This is a genomic window from Bradyrhizobium sp. 172, from assembly GCF_023101065.1.
In the GTDB taxonomy this organism is placed as follows: Bacteria; Pseudomonadota; Alphaproteobacteria; order Rhizobiales; family Xanthobacteraceae; genus Bradyrhizobium; species Bradyrhizobium canariense_D.
The window spans coordinates 253,043-270,522 of sequence record NZ_CP064701.1 but is presented as its reverse complement, the minus strand read 5'-3'; the positions used below and the strand labels follow the sequence as shown (position 1 = coordinate 270,522).

Sequence of the window (17,480 nt, the reverse complement as noted above, 5' to 3'; positions counted from 1 at the left end):
CTCTCGACAGCGACGGCAATCGCGCTGGGGCAACGGCAAATCGGGTCAGCTACATCATCTCCATGTCCAGACCAATCGAGGGAGACCAAAGATGACCTGGAAAAACTTCGTCAGCCGACGGCTGATTGCCTCACGCCGCCGAAGCCTCGCGACCGCAACCCTGTACGGACTCTCGCTGGCCGTTCGCTTCACGTCGGCGACGGGCGAGGAAGTGGAAATTCCGGCTTACACCATGCACCCGGCACAACCGCCCGTTTCCATCATGATCCGAAATGGCGCCGGCCTTCCCTATCAGGACTGGAGTCGAAGTGAGCTTCAGCCCGTCGTCTTAGGTTACGGCCGGCCGCCGAATCTGCAGGCACGCTGCATCGCGCCCTGAGGCCAGCGATCCAACCCACCCCACGCGCCGACGCCGGACGCTGTTCTCAACGCAGCAGCGCGGTCGCGCGCGGTCTTTCGAACAGCAACCAAGGAGAAAACCCATGCGACTCGTCATCATCGGGGCCGGCTTCGCCGGCATGTACGCCGCGCTTTCCGCAGCCCGGCTGCGCGACATCCGGGGCGCCTCGCCGCAAGATCTGCAGATCGCGCTCGTTTCACCGGAGCCGACGCTGGTGGTCCGTCCGCGGCTCTACGAGTCGAAGCCGGAAACCGTGACGGCCCCGCTGGTCGACGTCCTCGAGGCGATCGACGTCGACTACATCCAGGGCAGCGCCGAGACGATCAACACCGAGGCCAGAACGGTGCAGATCACGCCCGCGAAGGGCCCGCGAAAGACGCTGTCCTACGACCGCCTCGTCGTGACCACCGGCAGCCGGCTATTCCGTCCGAACATTCCGGGCCTCGCCGAGCACGGCTTCAGCGTCGATTCGCTCGACGATGCCGTAGCGCTCGACAAGCATCTGCATGGCCTCGCGGAGCGGCCCGCCGCGAACGGACGCGACACGGTCGTCGTCGCTGGCGGCGGCTTCACCGGGATCGAGGCGGCCACCGAAATGCCGACGCGGCTGCGCGAAATCCTGGGCCCCGATGCCAAGACTCGCGTCGTCATCGTCGATCGCAACACTGCGATCGCACCCGACATGGGTGCAGGCGCCCGCCCCGTCATCGAGGAAGCCTTGCGCAAGGTTGGCGTAGAGACACGGCTCGGCGCCGGCGTCGCCGCGCTTGACGACACCGGCGTCACCTTGTCCAGCGGTGAGCACATTGAAACCGAGACGGTGATTTGGGCGGCGGGCATTCGTGCAGCGCCGCTGACCGCGCAGATTCCCGCCGAGCGCGACAATTTCGGACGGTTGCTGGTCGATCGCTGCTTGCAGGTGCCAAGCGTGCAGGGTGTCTTCGCGGCCGGCGACGCGGCACGCGCCGCCTGCGACGACGAGGGCAATTACGCACTGATGTCGTGCCAGCACGCCACGCGGATGGGCGCCTTTGCCGGCAACAATGCCGCGGCCGAATTGCTCGGCGTTCCGACCAGGCCCTACCACCAGAAGGCCTACGTCACCTGCCTCGACCTCGGCGAAGCCGGCGCGCTGTTCACACGCGGCTGGGAGCGCAAGGTCGAGCTGGTCGGCGATGTCGCCAAGAAGACCAAGCGTGAGATCAACACCGTCTGGATCTATCCGCCGAAGGCGGAGCGCGCCCTGGCGCTCGCGTCGGCCGATCCGGAACGCGTGACCGAAGTCTAGACGCCTCACGTGATGATGGCCGCGCTCCCGCGGGGCGCGCGGCCCGCCACAGCACCGACCATTCAGGAACCCACAGCATGAACCAGCAGATCCGCAACGTCGCCTTCGCGATGCCGCTGACGAATCCGGCTTTCCCGCCCGGCCCGTATCGCTTCATCAACCGCGAATATTTCATCATCCAGTACCGGACCGACCCGGAGGCGTTGCGCCGGATCGTGCCGGAGCCGCTGGAGCTGACCGAGCCTGTGGTGAATTACGAATTCATTCGCATGCCTGATTCCACCGGCTTCGGAGACTACACGGAAAGCGGCCAGATCATCCCGGTGTCGTTCCGCGGCCAGACCGGCAGCTTCGTCCACCAGATGTTCCTCAACGATCATCCGCCGATCGCCGGCGGCCGCGAGCTGTGGGGCTTTCCCAAGAAGCTGGCCCAGCCGAAGCTGGCCGTCGAGACCGATACCCTGGTCGGCACGCTCGACTACGGCTCGGTGCGCATCGCCACCGGCACCATGGGCTACAAGCATCGCGCCCTCGATCTTTCCACCGAAGCACGAAAGCTCATCGCTCCCAATTTTCTGTTGAAGATCATTCCGCATGTCGACGGCACCGCGCGCATTTGCGAACTGGTGCGCTTCCATCTCGAGGACGTGACGGTGAAGGGCGCATGGACGGGGCCCGCCGCGCTCGATCTCTTCTCCCACGCGCTCGCACCGGTCGCCGAGCTGCCGGTTCTTCAGGTGCTCTCGGCCAAGCATATCGTTGCCGATCTGACGCTCGGATTAGGCACCGTGGTGCACGACTATCTGGAGCGGTCCGCGGCGGCGCGATCGCGTGGAGCCGGATCTGAAATCCTGACCGAAACACACGCGGGCTGACCGAACAGGTCGCATTGCAAGGAGTAGTCACCATGTTCAACGTGACACGCGAACAAATCGATTCCGCACGACCGATCAATCCGCTGCCCTACGATGTCGTTGCGCTGGTGCTGCAGGGCGGCGGCGCGCTCGGGGCCTACCAGGCCGGCGTCTACGAAGGCTTGCACGAGGCCGGGATCCGGCCGAACTGGCTGGCCGGCATCTCGATCGGCGCGCTCAACGCCGCGATCATCGCGGGCTCCCCGGAAGACGAGCGCGTGGCACGGCTGCGCGAGTTCTGGGAGACGATCTGCGCAACCCCGGTGGAATGGCCTGCCGGCGAGGGACTGGCCGGTGCGCTACCGTTCGCGTTCGACTTCAACTCCCTGCACAACACGCTTGCCGCAATGCGCGCGCTGTTCCAAGGCCAGCCCGGCTTCTTCAGGCCGCGCTTCCCCTCGCCCCTGTGGTCGCCCTTCTCGGGCGACGCGTCGACCAGCTTCTATGACACGGCGCCGTTGCAACGGACGCTGGAACAGCTCGTCGATTTCGACCGGCTGAACTCGGGCGAAGTGCGTGTCAGCGTCGGCGCGGTCAACGTCCGCACCGGCAATCTCACCTATTTCGACACAGCCGAGCGGCGGCTCGGTCCGAAACACTTCATGGCTTCGGGCGCGCTGCCGCCCGGATTTCCCGCCGTCGAAATCGACTCCGAGCACTACTGGGATGGTGGCGTGGTCTCCAACACGCCTCTCTCTCGCGTCCTGTCGGGCGATGCGAAAGACACGCTGACGTTCCAGATCGATCTCTGGTCGGCGCGGGGCCGCGTGCCGCACGACATGATGGAGGTGTCGAGCCGGCAGAAGGACATTCAGTATTCCAGTCGTACCCGCGCCGTCACCGACCAGGCGCTACGGATGCAGGAGATGCGGCAGGCGCTGCAGCGGACGATCGACAGATTGCCGGACGCCGCAAGAAACGATCCCGAAATGCGCGCCATCGCCGAGCTCGCCCGTCACCGCTCCCACAACATCATCCACCTGATCTACCAGTCCAAGCTCCACGAAGGTCACTCCAAGGATTACGAGTTCGGACCGAAAGCGATGCGCGCGCACTGGCAAAGTGGACGGGACGACATCCGCCGCACGTTGGCCGACGGACGGCGCCTCGAGCCGCCGCCTTCCGAACTCGGCATCGTCACCTACGACATTCACCGCCGCGATTGACCTCGCCGGCAACCATCATCGAAAGGAGTTTTTCATGTTGAAAGGCAAAGTAGCGATCGTCACCGGATCGACCAGCGGCATTGGCCTCGGGATCGCAAGAGAGCTGACCAGGCTCGGCGCCGATATCGTCCTGAACGGTTTTGGAGATCCGGGAGAGATCGAGAAGATCCGCAGCGGCATCGAACACGAGGACGGCGTCCGCGTCGCGTATGACGGCGCCGACATGTCGGATGGCAATGCCGTGCGCGGAATGATCGCGGCAGCCATCGAGAACTTCGGACGGCTCGACATCCTCGTCAACAATGCCGGCATCCAGTTCACCGCACCGGTCGAGGAGTTTCCGCCCGCCAAGTGGAAGGCCATTCTCGACATCAACCTGTCGGCCGCATTTCACGGCATCGCTTCGGCCGTGCCCCAGATGAAAAAGCAGCGATGGGGTCGCATCGTCAACATCGCTTCCACGCATGGTCTCGTCGCATCCACCCACAAGGCAGCCTATGTCGCGGCCAAGCATGGCCTCGTCGGCCTCACCAAGGTGGTAGGCCTCGAAACCGCCGGCAGCGGCGTCACTTGCAACGCGGTCTGTCCCGGCTGGGTGCGCACGCCGCTCGTGGAGAAACAGATTAGCGACATCGCGGCGGAGAAAGGCATCAGCCAGAAGCAAGCGGCCGAAGAGCTTCTCTCCGAAAAACAGCCATCGCTGGACTTCGCCTCCCCTAAGCAGATCGGTGGCACCGTCGCCTTCTTGTGCTCGGCCGCGGCCGACCAGATCACGGGGACGACGATCTCCGTCGATGGCGGCTGGACCGCGCAATGAGCGCGTGACGAGCCTCTAACTCACCAAGCGATGACGGCCGCGCTCTCGCTGGCGGCGCGGCCTGCTCAACCAGGACCGGCCAGAGTCAACACCAACCAAGTGCCTCAACCTTGAAACAGGAGACCAACATGAATCTGCACAACACCTCATATCCCGTGTCATCGGGACCTGAAGAGCTCGTTCCGTCGCGCTACGCACTGAAGATCGGCGAGATCGACGTGCTGGTGGTCAGCGACGGCGTGCTGCCGCTGCCGACCAAGATGCTCGCGCACAACGCCGACCCGGCGGTGCGGGCGACCTGGCTGCACGACATGTTCCTGCCGCAGGACGCTTTCGACTGGGCGCTGAACGCCGTCATGGTTCGCAGCGGCGGCAAGACCATCCTCATCGACGCCGGACTGGGTTCGGATCCGAACCTGAACTTGCCGCGCGCCGGGCAGTTGATCAGGCGACTGGCGGCCGCCGGCATCGATCTTTCGGCGGTGACCGATCTGGTGCTGACTCATCTGCACATGGACCACATTGGCGGCCTGCTGGTCGAGGGGGTGAAGCAGCAGCTGCGCAAGGACCTGCGGATCCACGTCGCGGCCGCCGAGGTCAAGTTCTGGGAAAAGCCGGATTTCTCCCGCACTGCCATGCCGGAAGGCTTTCCGGACGCGCTTCGATCGACCGCCAAGCATTTCCTGAAGGAGTACGGCAGTCAGCTGAGGCTGTTCGATGACGAGCACGAGATTGCACCTGGCGTCATCGCCCGTCGCACCGGCGGTCACACCCCCGGACATAGCGTGGTTCGCATGGCGTCCGGCGATGATGCGCTGACATTCGCCGGCGACGCCGTGTTTGCCGTCGGGTTCGAGCAACCCGACTGGTTTAACGGGTTCGAACACGACCCCGAGGAGGCCGCGCGCGTTCGCATCCGTCTGTTGCGACAGCTTGCCGAGACCGGGGAAATGCTGGTGGCCACGCACCTGCCGTTCCCGTCCGTGGGCCGGGTGGCAGCCGACGGCGACGCCTTCCGTTGGGTGCCGGTGTTCTGGGACTACTGACCGCTTGCCGGGTTGGAGCTGAAGCAGGGCGCGGACTCGACAAGTCCGCGCCCTTGAAAATAGGATCAAACATCGACCCTCGCGGTTATCGCCCCGCTGAGACGGCTGGAACCGGTCGGCGGCGCCAGCCAGCATTGCGTCGCGTGCAGCGCAGGCGGCTCCTCGTCTGCGTTCGTGCGCGCGCGAGATCGAGCGAGGCGACATGGCGATCGCGGCATTCAGGATGATCACTCTCGTGGCGGTTGCCGCCATGATCGGCCCATCCGTGCAGGCCCGCGACGACGGTCGCTACGCGAACTCGCCCCTCAAGGGCTGGTTCGAGAGCCTGCGCAGCAAGGGCGGCGGTCCCTGCTGTGCCGATGCCGATGGCACGGCGCTGGACGATGTCGACTGGGACACCAGCAACGGACATTATCGCGTGAGACTCCTGGGCGACTGGATCGAGGTGCCCGACGACGCCGTGATCACCGAGCCAAACCGCGTCGGCCGCACCATGGTCTGGCCGTATTACGTCAACGGCCGCGCCATGATCCGCTGCTTCATGCCCGGCAGCATGATTTGAGGTCTCAACCTTCGTCCCGTCTCGGCGCAGCATGCGATGATGCGCCGTCAAACCGGCCGGCGCGGGCTCACTTGACCTGCTTGGCCGCGTGGATCTCGACGAACTCGGAGTCGGGATGGGCGACGATGGTGGCGAACATGATGCCGCTGATGATGAGCGACCAGGCGGTGTCCCAATAAATCCAAAACACGTGCCAGCCTCCGTTTCGATCTGCTCCGCCGCGGGATCAGGGTAACGGCAAGACGAGGCTGCCGTTCCCGGTGCGAGTGCAGCGCGGGCGAGTTGCTATTTTGGTTTGGTCGGCGCGGAGTTGGGATCGGTTTGGCCGGTGTGGCGCTTTGCCACGACGTCCTCATCGCGCTCGCCCTGACGCGGGCGCGGCGGCGACTTGGGCTGGCCGGCCTGACCGCCATGCTTGCCGCCCATGTCGGGCTTACCTTCGAGATCGTTTTCACGGGGCATGCCGGTTCAATGCGCTCGCGCGGCATTGGTTCGGTTCGCCTGTGAACGAGTTCATAGGATCGCCGCGATTTGCAGTGCACGATCGCCAGGCCCGCTCCCCGGGAGCATTCTCTTCATATGACTGACGGATTCGGCCTGATGCGGAAACGACTCGTCGCCTGGACGATCCTGACCTGCGCGCTGCTCGCGGTCACCGTGTGGACCGTGCTCGGGCCGCCCCACACCCGGCCCGGGCTCCATCTGCCCTCGCGCACAGCGGCCATACGGTTGACCTCCACCGATACCATTTCGGCATCGATCGATCCCCATTGGAGTTTGGCGCGGCGGGGCGGCTGCCGCTATCCTCGCCGGCAAAACGACAAATGCCGCACCGGCATCCAGGAGGACCCCATGTTGAGATCGACCCGACGCATCAGATCCGGCGTACCCCGCGCCGCGATCGCCACCACGCTTGCTTTCCTCACTCTCATTTCTGGAGTCCGCGCCGGCATGGCCGAGACGTTCGCCTATGTCGGCAATGCCGACAGTAACGACATCAGCGTGTTCAAGATGGCCGAGAGCGGCGAGATGACGCCCGTGCAGACGGCCGGCTTCACCGGCGTCGAAAAGCCCGGCTCCTCGACGCCGCTCGCGATCACGCCCGACCATCGCGTGCTGATCGCCGGTGTCCGCTCGCAGCCGTTTCTCGCGGTGAGCTTTGCGATCGATCCGAAGACCGGCCAGCTCAGCCATATCGGCAACGGCCCGCTCGCCGACAGCATGGCCTACATCGCCATCGACCGCGGCGGCAAATTCCTGTTCAGCGCCTCCTATGGCGGCAACAAGGTCGCGCTGAATCCGCTGCTCGCCAACGGCGTCGCAGGCGAACCGAAGCAGGTGATCCCGACCGGGCTGAACGCGCACGCCTTCCTGCCCTCGCCCGACAACCGCTTCGCGTTCGCGACCAATCTCGGCTCCGACCAGATCCTGGCCTTCACGTTCGATGCCACGACCGGCACGCTCACGCCGAGCGATCCGCCGGCCCACAAGGTGCCGGAGAAATCGGGACCCCGGCATTTCGTGTTCCACCCCAACGGCAAGTTCGTCTATCTCCTGCACGAGCTAAACGGCGACGTCGCGGCGTTCGCCTATGAGGCCAAGGGCGGCGCATGGGACGAGATCCAGCGCACCAGCGCGCTGCCCGAAGGATTTACCGGAAAGCCCTGGGCAGCCGACATCCAAATCACCCCCGACGGCCGTTTCCTCTACGCCTCCGAGCGCACCACCAGCACGCTCACCGCCTACAAGGTCGATGCAACCACCGGCAAGCTGACCACCATCGGCAGCGTGCCGACCGAGAAGCAGCCACGCGGCTTCCATATCGATCCCGGCGGGCGCTACCTTGCCGCCGTGGGCGAGCTCTCCGACAGCATGACGGTCTATGCCATCGACCAGAGCAGCGGGGTGCTGACCAAGCTGAAATCCTACGCCACCGGCAAGAAGCCGAACTGGGTGGAGTTTTTGAGCCTGCCGTGAGCGGGCGCTGGTACCTCCTCGTCGTCATGGCCGGGCTTGTCCCGGCCATCCACGCCTAGCTACGCGGCACAAAGAACGTGGATGCCCGGACAAGCCCGGGCATGACGCGTTTGTTGGGCGGCCGACGAACCTCTTTGCTTGTGCGGCGACTAATTCAACGGGCGGCATCGCGCCGCCCGTGCTGCTGCGGCATTCTGATCCGGCCGGCCCTGACGTGCCCTTGGCTCGCAGCGATCGCTTCTGCTAACGATGAGGCCGTCAAGGCCCCAACCGGAATGACCCATGCGATCATTGCCTGCGCGTTCTGTTTCCAGACATCTCGTTGCGCTCGCCGGACTGCTGTTGCTGTCGGCCCAGCCCGCTGCCGCCGCCGATGACGACGCGCCCAAGGGGCCGGCGGTCACGGTGCTGAAGGTCGCAAAATCCTGTTTCTCCGACATCGTCGAGGGCACCGGCACCATCATCGCGCGCGAGGCAAGCTCGGTGCGGCCGGAGCGGCCCGGCCTGAAGGTGACAGAGGTGCTGGCGGAAGCCGGCGACACCACCACCGCAGGCCAGGTGCTGGCGCGGCTGGCACTGCCCGAGGGCGGCACGCTTCAGGTCACCGCCCCCGTGGCAGGCGTGATCGCGACGTCGACCGCGCAGATCGGCAACCTCGCCTCCGCCAAGGGCGAGGCGCTGTTCACGATCGTGGCGCGCAGCGAGTACGATCTCGTCGCCCTCGTCGCGACCAGCGATATGCGCAAGCTCGCGGTCAACCAGGTGGCGACCGTGCGCATCGCCGGCGCCGGCGATATCGACGGCAAGGTGCGCCGCATCGGCCCGACGGTCGAGCCGAACATCCAGCAGGGCATGGTCTATATCGGCATCTCCTCGCAGAAGCGGCTGTTGCTGAATGCGAGCGGGCGCGCACTGATCAAGTCGGGCCAGAGCTGCAACGTCGCGGTGCCGCTGACCTCGGTGCAGTATTCCTCCGCCGGCACCGTCGTGCAGGTGATCCGCCGCAACCGCGTCGAGACCAAGCGCGTCGAGGTCGGACTGATGTCGGGCGGCAATATCGAGATTCGCGACGGCCTCAACGAGGGCGATATCGTCGTCGCCCGCGCCGGCGCGCTGCTGCGCGAAGGAGATCCGGTGCGCACGGTGATGGCCACGGAAGCGGCGAAGTAGGATTGCTCGTGTCCCGGACGCGCTGCAGCGTGTGACGCTGCCGCGCAGAGCCGGACCCATCTCTCGTCCAAGCGATAAGCTTAAAAACTAGGCCCCGGCTCTGCGTCGCATCATTGCATGATGCGCCGCGTCCGGGGCACGAGACTTCGCAGAACCTAAGAAAAACTAGCCGCCGGCTTCGCCGAAATGGACGTCCTCGAGCAGCGAGGAGGAGACGGTCGGGACCTGGTCGCCTTCGCTGGCGCGGGAGATGGCAAGGCGGGTCTTGTTGAAGACGCTCTCGGCGCTGCCCTGCGTATTGAGGTTGTTGAGGAACTCGCTGACCAGCACGCTGTGCTCGCCCTTGCCGTCGTCGACGACCTTGCCCGGCGAAGCCGAGGAGAGGATCAGCGCATTGTCCGTCGCGCTGATCGGCGCGAGGCCGTGGCTGTAGGAGCGGAAGCGGCGCTCATAGGGATTGCGGCGGGAGGCGTCGACCACGACGAGCTTGGCCTTGGCGCCCTGCTCCTTCATCATGTCGAGCACGCCCTCGATGGAGACGCCGTGACGGCGGACGTCGCTTTCCTTCCAGATCACGGCATCGACCGGCAGCATGTAGCTCTCGCGGCCGGCCTGCACGCCGTAGCCGCCGAAGAACAGCATGACGACGGTGTCGGGCTTGATCCGGGACTTCAGGCGATTGACGGCGCGGACCATGTCGTCCTTGGTCGCGTCTTCCACCATGTCGACGTCAAAACCGTTCTTGCGCAGCGACGAGGACAGCGCGCGGGCGTCGTTGATCGACTGCGTCAGCGGCGCGCTGGCGTCGGGGTAATGTCCATTGCCGATGACGAGGGCGAGACGCGAGGCTTGGCCGATCGAGCCGGTGACCTGGTCGGTCGAGACGGCCTTGGCGGCATCGAGCGCCCGCATGTTGAGGGCAGCATGGGCGCCGATCACGAGCGAGACCGTGCCGATGAGGGCTGCGGCCACCGCGATCGTGCGTCGGGAAATGTCGAGCTGCGTTACATTCATCTCGCGTCATTCCTGTCAGTGCCAAAGACCAGCCAAACACGCGCACACTGTTTGAGTAGCGCGATAGCGTCTTTGGGTTTGAGGGATTGGCCGGGGGTGTGCCCCCGAATTGCGCGCAATTTGCGGCGCCGCACCAAACAAAGCCTTAACCGGATATCGCCTCCCCCGCAATAGATCGCCGAAAATTTGAGCTAAGTCTCTGGAAACATGAGCTAATTTTTACTGCCCAATGTGTGATTTTTTTGCGTCCCCGTAGCCTTCCGGAGCCTGATTATGCAGGCTTCGTGCCGGCTTTTTCTGTGACCCTCATCACATTTGTATTTCCTGCGAATCCGGGTAGCTTTTCAACGACTTGCAGGGGGTGGCGCGCGGCTGGGAGCGCGCCGGCCGGCCCCCCGGCCAATTCCCGCGACCAGGTTATTTCATGAGCTTTCAATATTTTGCCGGCGCCGCCTGCCGGGCGCTGACGGCGCGGAAGGACGGCCCCTCGCTTTACGACGTCTGCGATCCCGTACTGTCTGTTGCGGCCAGCGGCGATCCGCATCTGCCTAAGTTCTACAAGACCGCGCTCGGCAATCCCGCATTGCGGGTGCTGCTCCGCCGGGCCGGGCTGCCCGAGCTGCGCGACGAAGGCAAACTGGCCCGGCTGCGCCAGGCCCTAGTGCGCGCCCGCGACGAGGCCGAGCCCAATTGGGCGGCGGTCGGCCAGCCCGTCGCCGATCTCGTCGACAGCATCGCGCTGGATCATCCCAAGCCGCCGCCGGCCATGTTCACCGGCGCCATGCCGCAACAATCGCAGATCGACGGCGTGATCCGCGACTGCGCGCAGCATCTGCTGGGCTCGTACCGCAAAAATGGCTTTCTGCCGACCTACGCCGCGTTCAACCTGATCGGCGATCCCGATTTCCGCGGCCGAGAGCTGACCATGGCGCTCACGGGTCTCAACGCGCGCGGCTACAAGAACTCCTCGCTGCTGTTCAACCTCGCCCGTGTCTTCATCGCGCGATCTCCGGCGCGCGCAGTCGTCAATCCGCCCTGGCGAGGGGTTGCCGAACCGATGTGGGAGCCGGTGCAGATCCGCCACCGCTCGGCCTATTACGACGCGTTCTTCATCGAGGCGCTGTTGAGCTACGTTGAGACCGGTCTCGCCTCGCTCTCCGACAAGATGGCGGCGGAGCGCGCGGTTGCCGATATGGTCGATTTCTGCGTCAACATCAGCCGCGAAGAGGTCGAGGGCATCGACGGGGCGCGGTTCAACGTCATCACCGCGCTCGCGCCGGCACCGCATCCGCGCTTCTCACGCTACTTCGCCCAGATCAAGCAGGACCTCGGCTTCGGCGTCTACGTGCCGGATTGCGACACCACGGCGTGCTCGATCTCCGCGGCGACGCAGGCCGGCTGCACCGATCCGATCCTCGACCAGCCGCTGCTGGATTTCTATGCCGGCTATCAGGTGCGCGCCGGCGTCAACGAGCCGCGCGTGACCGTGCCGATCAACGACAATATCGATTACGAGGGCGGGGTTGCGACCTGGATCGACAATCTCAAGGGCGAGCGGCCCTATGGCAATGATCTCGATCCGACGCTCAATCTCGACATTCTCGAGGTCAGCTTTCGCAACCTCGCGCGCTGGAAAGTATTGGAGACGCCGGCGCGGCTCGCCACCGTGCATCGCATCCTCGGCTTCCAGAAGCGGCTGGCGGCGAGCGGCGCCTTCGCCAATCCGCGCTCGCATATCTACTATTTGCCTGAGCTTTACAGCGCCTATTTCGGTCGCTGCTATGCTGCCTTCCTGGCGCTGCCGCTGGCGGCGCAGGCGATCATCGATCCCGACGGCGATTTCGATTTCATCCGCCACCGCGTGCTCTCCTACGTCAAGGGCGAGTTGATGGCCGCCGAAATGAACGTGTTCGACGCAGCGCTCGCCCTGATCGCGCTCGGCCATCTCGGCGCCGACCCGCGCGCCTTTGCGCCGGCGCTGAACGTGATCGTCGCGAGCGTCGGCGAAGGCGGCCGCCGCGGCCCGTTCCGCGCCTATGAGTGGAACAAGATGAAGACGCCGACGCGGATCCTGGTGGGCGGTCCGGAGGTCACGTCGGCGTTCGTGCTGATGGCGCTGGCGGTGGCCGAGCGGGCGATGGCGCGGGGATGAGGTCGCGCAGGGTGGGTTAGCGAAGCGTAACCCACCACTTCTGCCGCCGTGGAGACGAAAGAGGTGGGTTACGCCTTCGGCTAACCCACCCCTACTAAACTTCGCCCGATGACAGGAAGTTGAAAGCCCAATTGCCAGGCATATGCTGGCCGAGCGGACAAAAGCCGACCACAATTGCGAGGTCTATCGCAGTTTTCATCACACGCGGGCCGGCATGTTGCGAAAACCCCTGATTGCGCTGTCATTGCTTGGCTTCTCCTTGTCCGGCTTGCCATCGCCGGCGCGGGCCGCCGACATCACCGGCACAGCGAAGGTCCGCGCCGGCGACGCGGTGGTGATCGGCAACACGCGGATCAGGCTCGGCGGCATCGACGCCCCCGCGGTCGACCAGCTCTGCCTCAACAACAAGGGCGAGCGCTGGACCTGCGGCATCGCGGCCCGCGACGAGCTCGCCAAATACGCCGACGGCAAGACCTGGGTCTGCCATGCGCGGTCGATCGACCGGCGCGGCCGCACCGTGGCGCGCTGCGACGTCGGCGGCGAGGATATCCAGAAATGGCTGGTGCGCGCAGGCTGGGCGCTGGCCTACACCCGCGTCTCGCGCGACTACGAAGCCGATGATGCCGCCGCGCGGGAGGCAAAAGCCGGCATGTGGCAAGGCGCCTTCATCGCGCCCTGGGACTGGCGCGAGCGCAACAAGAAGACCACCATCCTCGGCGCCACCAAGCCGCCCGATGGCGCACATGCGATCCTGCTCGCTTCGGCTTCGGGCCCGGTCGCGCCCTCGCCGGACTGCACCATCAAGGGCAACGTCAACAGCGCCGGCGAGTGCATCTATCACCGGCCGACCAGCCGCTGGTATGCGCAGATCAAGATGAAGATCAGCAAGGGCACGCGCTGGTTCTGCTCGGTGGAGGAAGCCGAGGATGCGGGCTGCCGCGAGACTAAGAGATAACCCACGTCAGACCTGCGTTTTCCGGCCTTTTCTTGCACCGCGGCGCCGCGTAAAAGTGTGAATCAGCGACCCACCATCCTATTCTCAGGCAACAAGGACCAACAGCAATGACCGTTCGCGCGGGCCGGGAATTTCTGGCCATCCCCGGGCCCACCAATATGCCCGACGAGGTGCTGCGGGCGATGCATCGTCCGGCGATCGACATCTACTCCAAACAGATGACCGATCTGACCGAGAGCCTGCTCAGTGACATCTCGAAACTGTTTGCCACCAAGGGCAAGTCCTACATCTACATCGCCAACGGTCACGGCGCCTGGGAAGCAGCATTGAGCAACGTGCTGTCGCGCGGCGACAAGGTGCTGGTGCTCGAAAGCGGACGGTTCGCGATCGGCTGGGGCCATGCCGCGGCGCTGATGGGTGCCGAGGTCGAGGTGCTCAAGGGCGACTGGCGCCGCGCGGTGCGGCCGCACGAGGTCGAGGAGCGCCTGCGCCGCGACAAGGAGCACACCATCAAGGCCGTCGTCGTCGTCCAGGTCGACACCGCCTCAGGCGTGCAGAACGACATCGAGGCGATCGGCAAGGCGATCAAGGCCAGCGGCCATCCGGCGCTGTACATGGTCGACACTGTGGCCTCGCTCGGCTGCATGCCGTTCGAGATGGACAAATGGGGCATCGACGTCGCGATGTCGGGCTCGCAAAAGGGCCTGATGACGCCGCCCGGCCTCGGCTTCGTCGCGGCCAACGCGCGCGCGCGCGAGGTGCAGAAGACCGCCAACATGAGCACGCCCTATTGGAGCTGGAGCGAGCGCGAGGGCAGCGAGCACTATCGCAAATATGCCGGCACCGCGCCGGTGCATCTGCTGTTCGCGCTGCGCCAGGCCATTGACCTGCTGCACGAGGAAGGACTGGAGAACGCCTTCCGACGTCACAGCCTGCTCGGCGAGGCCGCACGCCGCGCGGTCGGCGCGTGGTCGGAAGGCCAGGTGCTCGGCTTCAACGTCGCCGAAGCCAGCGAACGCTCCAACACCGTGACCACGGTGACCATGAGCAACGGCCACGATCCGGCAATCCTGCAACGCTATTGCAAGGAGAAGTGCGGCGTCGTGCTCGGCACCGGCATCGGCGATCTCTCGGGACAAGCCTTCCGCATCGCCCATATGGGCCACGTCAACGCCCCGATGCTGCTCGGCACGTTGGGCGTGATCGAGATCGGGCTGAACGCGCTGAAGATCCCGCACGGCAAAGGCGGGCTCGAAGCGGCGGTTGCCTATCTCGGCGAAGAGGTGGCGGTGTAAGCCTCTTTTTTCCTTCTCCCCTTGTGGGAGAAGGTGGCGCGAAGCGCCGGATGAGGGGTTGTCTCCGCAATCGCAACTGCCGGACTCGCGGATAGATACCCCTCACCCGTCTCGCCGCTAACGCGGCGAGCCACCCTCTCCCACAAGGGGAGAGGGGAAGTCAGCGCGGGAACCGATACGCCGCGACCTGCGCCTTCAACGCGTCCAGCGAGGCAAGTGGCGCCGTCGGATCGACCCGATACTCCCCACGCGCCAGCCACGACAGCACCTTCGCATCGATCACCGGCGAATGGTGGATGACGTCGCCGTAATTGTCGAGGTCGTGCGTCACGTCCTTGATCGCCCGGAAATCGTACAGATGCACATTGGGAAGCTGCGTCAGGCGCTGCGCAATGACGGCCGTGAGGTCCGTGACGATTTTCAGCGTCGCAGGCGAAGCGTCGCGCATCGCGACGAATTGCAGGATCGAATAGGGCGGGAAGTAGATGTCGAAGGTCACGTCCGGATGGCGCGCGATCAGGCCGACGGCGTCACGCTCGAAATGCCGGACCATCGCGTCGTAACGATAGCCTTCGCCGAGAAAACGGCTGCGCACGGGATCGGTGATATAGGCGAAAGCCGCGAGCGTCCTTTTCGCATTATAGGCGCGCGCGACGTCGATATCGCGCGGCAACGCATAAATGTCGTCGACGTCTTCAAGCGCAAACTTGACGGGCAGAAAAGGCGCCGCCCGGGTCAGCGGCTCCCGCAGCGGCGGAACCGACCGCAGCAATGCGAACAGGGATTCCTTCGCCATCGCCGCACTGAACAGATAGGACGCGATCCCCTTTGCCGTCCCGCGATAGAGATCGGCAGCGAGATAAGGATCGGTCTCGATGTCGGCAGCATCGACAAAGATAAAGTCGTCCATCGCCCAGATCACGCGCTTCGCGCCGCGGTCGATGGCCTGCTCGAGCACAAAGCCCTGCTGACACGAATTGGAGCCGGTCATCGCCAGCTTGAGCGAGTGCACGCCGAGGGCATGGTCGATGTCGCTCTGGCGGAAATGGATCGCGAGCGAGGTACCCATGAACGCGGTATCGAACGACTGGCTGCGGATCAGCCCGGCATTCTGCACGCGCGTGTCATCGGAATAGAACGGCGCGACGAGACGCGAAGGCCGAAACAGTTGCAGGGGATCGATGACATAGGTGAGCGCAGCCGCGCCCAGCACGCACGCGATGCTCGCGAGGAGAAGACGCCCTGGATTTGTGAACGCGCCGCGCATCAGAACCGGAAATAGATGAATTCGCTGTGGCTCTGGATACCCAAAATCCCGAACGCAAGCACCAGCGACGCACCATAGAGGACCAGCGGCCGCATCCGTCCGGACATCAGGCCGTCGCCGACCCTGCGATTGGCGTGGTCGTACCCCATGAGTCCTTGCGTGTTCGGCGCCAGCCACACCAGCGCGGCATAGATCGTGACCATCACCGACGCCGCAATCTCCTCGCGGCCGAACACGATGTTGGAGGGATCGGCCATCGCATTCACAATCCGCATTGCCCAATCGACCCGTTCGGCACGGAAGAAGACCCAGGCGACAACGACGGCGAGGAATGTCAGCACGGCTCCGGCGACACGCGTCGGGTGCGCGAGCCACTTCGGAACATTCGGCACCAGCGCGTTGAAAGCGTGATTGATACAGAGATAGGCGCCATGCAGGGCGCCCCAAATGACAAAAGTCCAGGCCGCGCCATGCCAGAGCCCGCCGAGCAGCATCGTGAGCAGCAAGTTGATGTAGCGCAGCACGCGCCCGCGCCTGTTGCCCCCGAGCGGGATGTAGAGATAGTCGCGCAGGAAGTGCGACAGCGTCATGTGCCAGCGGCGCCAGAACTCGACGATGCTGGTGGCCTTGTAGGGCGAGTTGAAATTGACCGGCAGGAAGATGCCGAACATCAGCGATATCCCGATCGCCATGTCGGAATAGCCGGAAAAGTCGAAATAGAGCTGGAACGTGTAGGCGAGTGCACCGAGCCAGGCCTGATCAAAACTCGGCGCGCGCGCATCGAAGGCGAGCGCGACCAGCGGCTGGATGCCGTCGGCAAGGCAGGTCTTCTTGAACAGGCCGATTGCGAAGATGATGAGGCCGCACAGGATCAGATGCGCATGCGGATGCTTGGTTTCCTCCCGCTCGAATTGCGGGATCATGTCCTTGTGGTGAAGGATTGGCCCCGCGATCAGATGCGGAAAGTAGGTCACGAACAGCGCATAGTGTGGCAGCGCGTAGGCCGCGACCTGCCCGCGCCAGGCGTCAACCAGGAACGCGATCTGGGTGAACGTGTAGAAGGAGATGCCGACCGGCAGCAGGATGTGGACCGCAAAGTGCGTGCCGGCCAGCGCGTTGACGTTCTCGGTGACGAAGCCGGCATATTTGAAGATGCCAAGTACGAGAAGATCGCCGGCGACGCCGAGGGCCAGTGCCACCTTTCGTTGCGACGAAGTAAGCTTGGCCACGATGAGGAGGTGGCCTATGCCGTAGTTGAAGGCGATCGATAGCAGCAACAGGGCCACGAACTGCCAGTTGCCAATGGCATAGAAGGTGAGCGAGGCCGCCGCCAGCCAGATCACCGGGGCCAGATTGCTGCGCCGCCCGAGCCAGAAATAGCCAGCCAGCGCGGCCGGCAGGAACAGCAGGATGAACGGGTAGGAATTGAACAACATCAGGCTGGACCGGCGGCAGGA

General features: G+C 64.7%; 17 protein-coding genes. 12 read left to right on the top strand and 5 right to left on the bottom strand.

Annotated features, from left to right (window positions below; all coding sequences use genetic code 11):
- Positions 1-91: 91 nt before the first annotated feature.
- From IVB07_RS01300 to IVB07_RS01270, 7 genes are all read left to right on the top strand, one after another.
- On the top strand, positions 92-379 hold the full coding sequence (locus tag IVB07_RS01300; protein ID WP_018456605.1) for a hypothetical protein: 288 nt from the start codon (positions 92-94) through the stop codon (positions 377-379).
- A gap of 103 nt (positions 380-482) precedes the next feature.
- Positions 483-1,688: an NAD(P)/FAD-dependent oxidoreductase gene (locus IVB07_RS01295; protein ID WP_018456606.1), complete on the top strand. Its 1,206-nt coding sequence runs from the start codon at positions 483-485 to the stop codon at positions 1,686-1,688.
- A gap of 77 nt (positions 1,689-1,765) precedes the next feature.
- Positions 1,766-2,563: an acetoacetate decarboxylase gene (locus IVB07_RS01290; RefSeq protein WP_018456607.1), complete on the top strand. Its 798-nt coding sequence runs from the start codon at positions 1,766-1,768 to the stop codon at positions 2,561-2,563.
- A 32-nt stretch (positions 2,564-2,595) separates the two neighbouring features.
- Positions 2,596-3,768 carry a patatin-like phospholipase family protein gene (locus tag IVB07_RS01285; RefSeq protein WP_018456608.1) on the top strand — a complete coding sequence of 391 codons (1,173 nt, stop codon included), beginning with the start codon at positions 2,596-2,598 and terminating at the stop codon, positions 3,766-3,768.
- Between the two features lie 34 nt (positions 3,769-3,802).
- On the top strand, positions 3,803-4,585 hold the full coding sequence (locus IVB07_RS01280; protein ID WP_018456609.1) for a 3-hydroxybutyrate dehydrogenase: 783 nt from the start codon (positions 3,803-3,805) through the stop codon (positions 4,583-4,585).
- A gap of 128 nt (positions 4,586-4,713) precedes the next feature.
- Entirely contained in the window at positions 4,714-5,631 is a 918-nt protein-coding gene (locus IVB07_RS01275) for an MBL fold metallo-hydrolase (protein WP_018456610.1), read from the top strand.
- Positions 5,632-5,833: 202 nt separating this feature from the next.
- On the top strand, positions 5,834-6,193 hold the full coding sequence (locus IVB07_RS01270) for a hypothetical protein (RefSeq protein WP_018456611.1): 360 nt from the start codon (positions 5,834-5,836) through the stop codon (positions 6,191-6,193).
- 67 nt (positions 6,194-6,260) lie between these two features.
- Here IVB07_RS01270 and IVB07_RS40395 read toward each other — a convergent pair whose 3' ends face one another.
- Positions 6,261-6,383, bottom strand: a complete 123-nt coding sequence (locus IVB07_RS40395; protein WP_018456612.1) for a hypothetical protein — start codon at positions 6,381-6,383, stop codon at positions 6,261-6,263.
- Between the two features lie 95 nt (positions 6,384-6,478).
- Positions 6,479-6,655 carry a hypothetical protein gene (locus IVB07_RS01265; RefSeq protein WP_157642977.1) on the bottom strand — a complete coding sequence of 59 codons (177 nt, stop codon included), beginning with the start codon at positions 6,653-6,655 and terminating at the stop codon, positions 6,479-6,481.
- Between the two features lie 390 nt (positions 6,656-7,045).
- Between IVB07_RS01265 and IVB07_RS01260 the strand changes: the two genes are divergently transcribed.
- Together IVB07_RS01260 and IVB07_RS01255 are read left to right on the top strand one after the other, a co-directional pair.
- The gene (locus IVB07_RS01260; RefSeq protein WP_026233209.1) at positions 7,046-8,170 is read left to right on the top strand and encodes a beta-propeller fold lactonase family protein; all 1,125 of its coding nucleotides are present in this window, start codon (positions 7,046-7,048) and stop codon (positions 8,168-8,170) included.
- Between the two features lie 282 nt (positions 8,171-8,452).
- Positions 8,453-9,340 (top strand): HlyD family efflux transporter periplasmic adaptor subunit, encoded by an 888-nt coding sequence (locus tag IVB07_RS01255; protein ID WP_026233210.1) that lies wholly within the window; start codon positions 8,453-8,455, stop codon positions 9,338-9,340.
- A gap of 165 nt (positions 9,341-9,505) precedes the next feature.
- Here IVB07_RS01255 and IVB07_RS01250 read toward each other — a convergent pair whose 3' ends face one another.
- Positions 9,506-10,354, bottom strand: a complete 849-nt coding sequence (locus IVB07_RS01250) for a caspase family protein (protein ID WP_018456617.1) — start codon at positions 10,352-10,354, stop codon at positions 9,506-9,508.
- Positions 10,355-10,778: 424 nt separating this feature from the next.
- On the opposite strand from IVB07_RS01250, the gene IVB07_RS01245 reads away from it, so the two are divergent.
- From IVB07_RS01245 to IVB07_RS01235, 3 genes are all read left to right on the top strand, one after another.
- Positions 10,779-12,506, top strand: coding sequence for a hypothetical protein (locus IVB07_RS01245; protein ID WP_247298153.1), 1,728 nt, complete (start codon positions 10,779-10,781; stop codon positions 12,504-12,506).
- A 214-nt stretch (positions 12,507-12,720) separates the two neighbouring features.
- The gene (locus IVB07_RS01240) at positions 12,721-13,461 is read left to right on the top strand and encodes a thermonuclease family protein (protein WP_026233211.1); all 741 of its coding nucleotides are present in this window, start codon (positions 12,721-12,723) and stop codon (positions 13,459-13,461) included.
- 107 nt (positions 13,462-13,568) lie between these two features.
- A complete protein-coding gene (locus tag IVB07_RS01235; protein ID WP_018456620.1) occupies positions 13,569-14,756 on the top strand; it encodes an aminotransferase class V-fold PLP-dependent enzyme in 1,188 nt (395 codons plus the stop codon).
- Between the two features lie 160 nt (positions 14,757-14,916).
- Here IVB07_RS01235 and IVB07_RS01230 read toward each other — a convergent pair whose 3' ends face one another.
- Complete coding sequence (locus IVB07_RS01230; protein ID WP_018456621.1) at positions 14,917-16,023, bottom strand: hypothetical protein; 1,107 nt, start codon at positions 16,021-16,023, stop codon at positions 14,917-14,919.
- Positions 16,023-17,459 carry an MBOAT family O-acyltransferase gene (locus IVB07_RS01225; RefSeq protein ID WP_018456622.1) on the bottom strand — a complete coding sequence of 479 codons (1,437 nt, stop codon included), beginning with the start codon at positions 17,457-17,459 and terminating at the stop codon, positions 16,023-16,025. The genes IVB07_RS01230 and IVB07_RS01225 overlap by 1 nt, the downstream gene beginning before the upstream one ends.
- Positions 17,460-17,480: the final 21 nt, after the last annotated feature.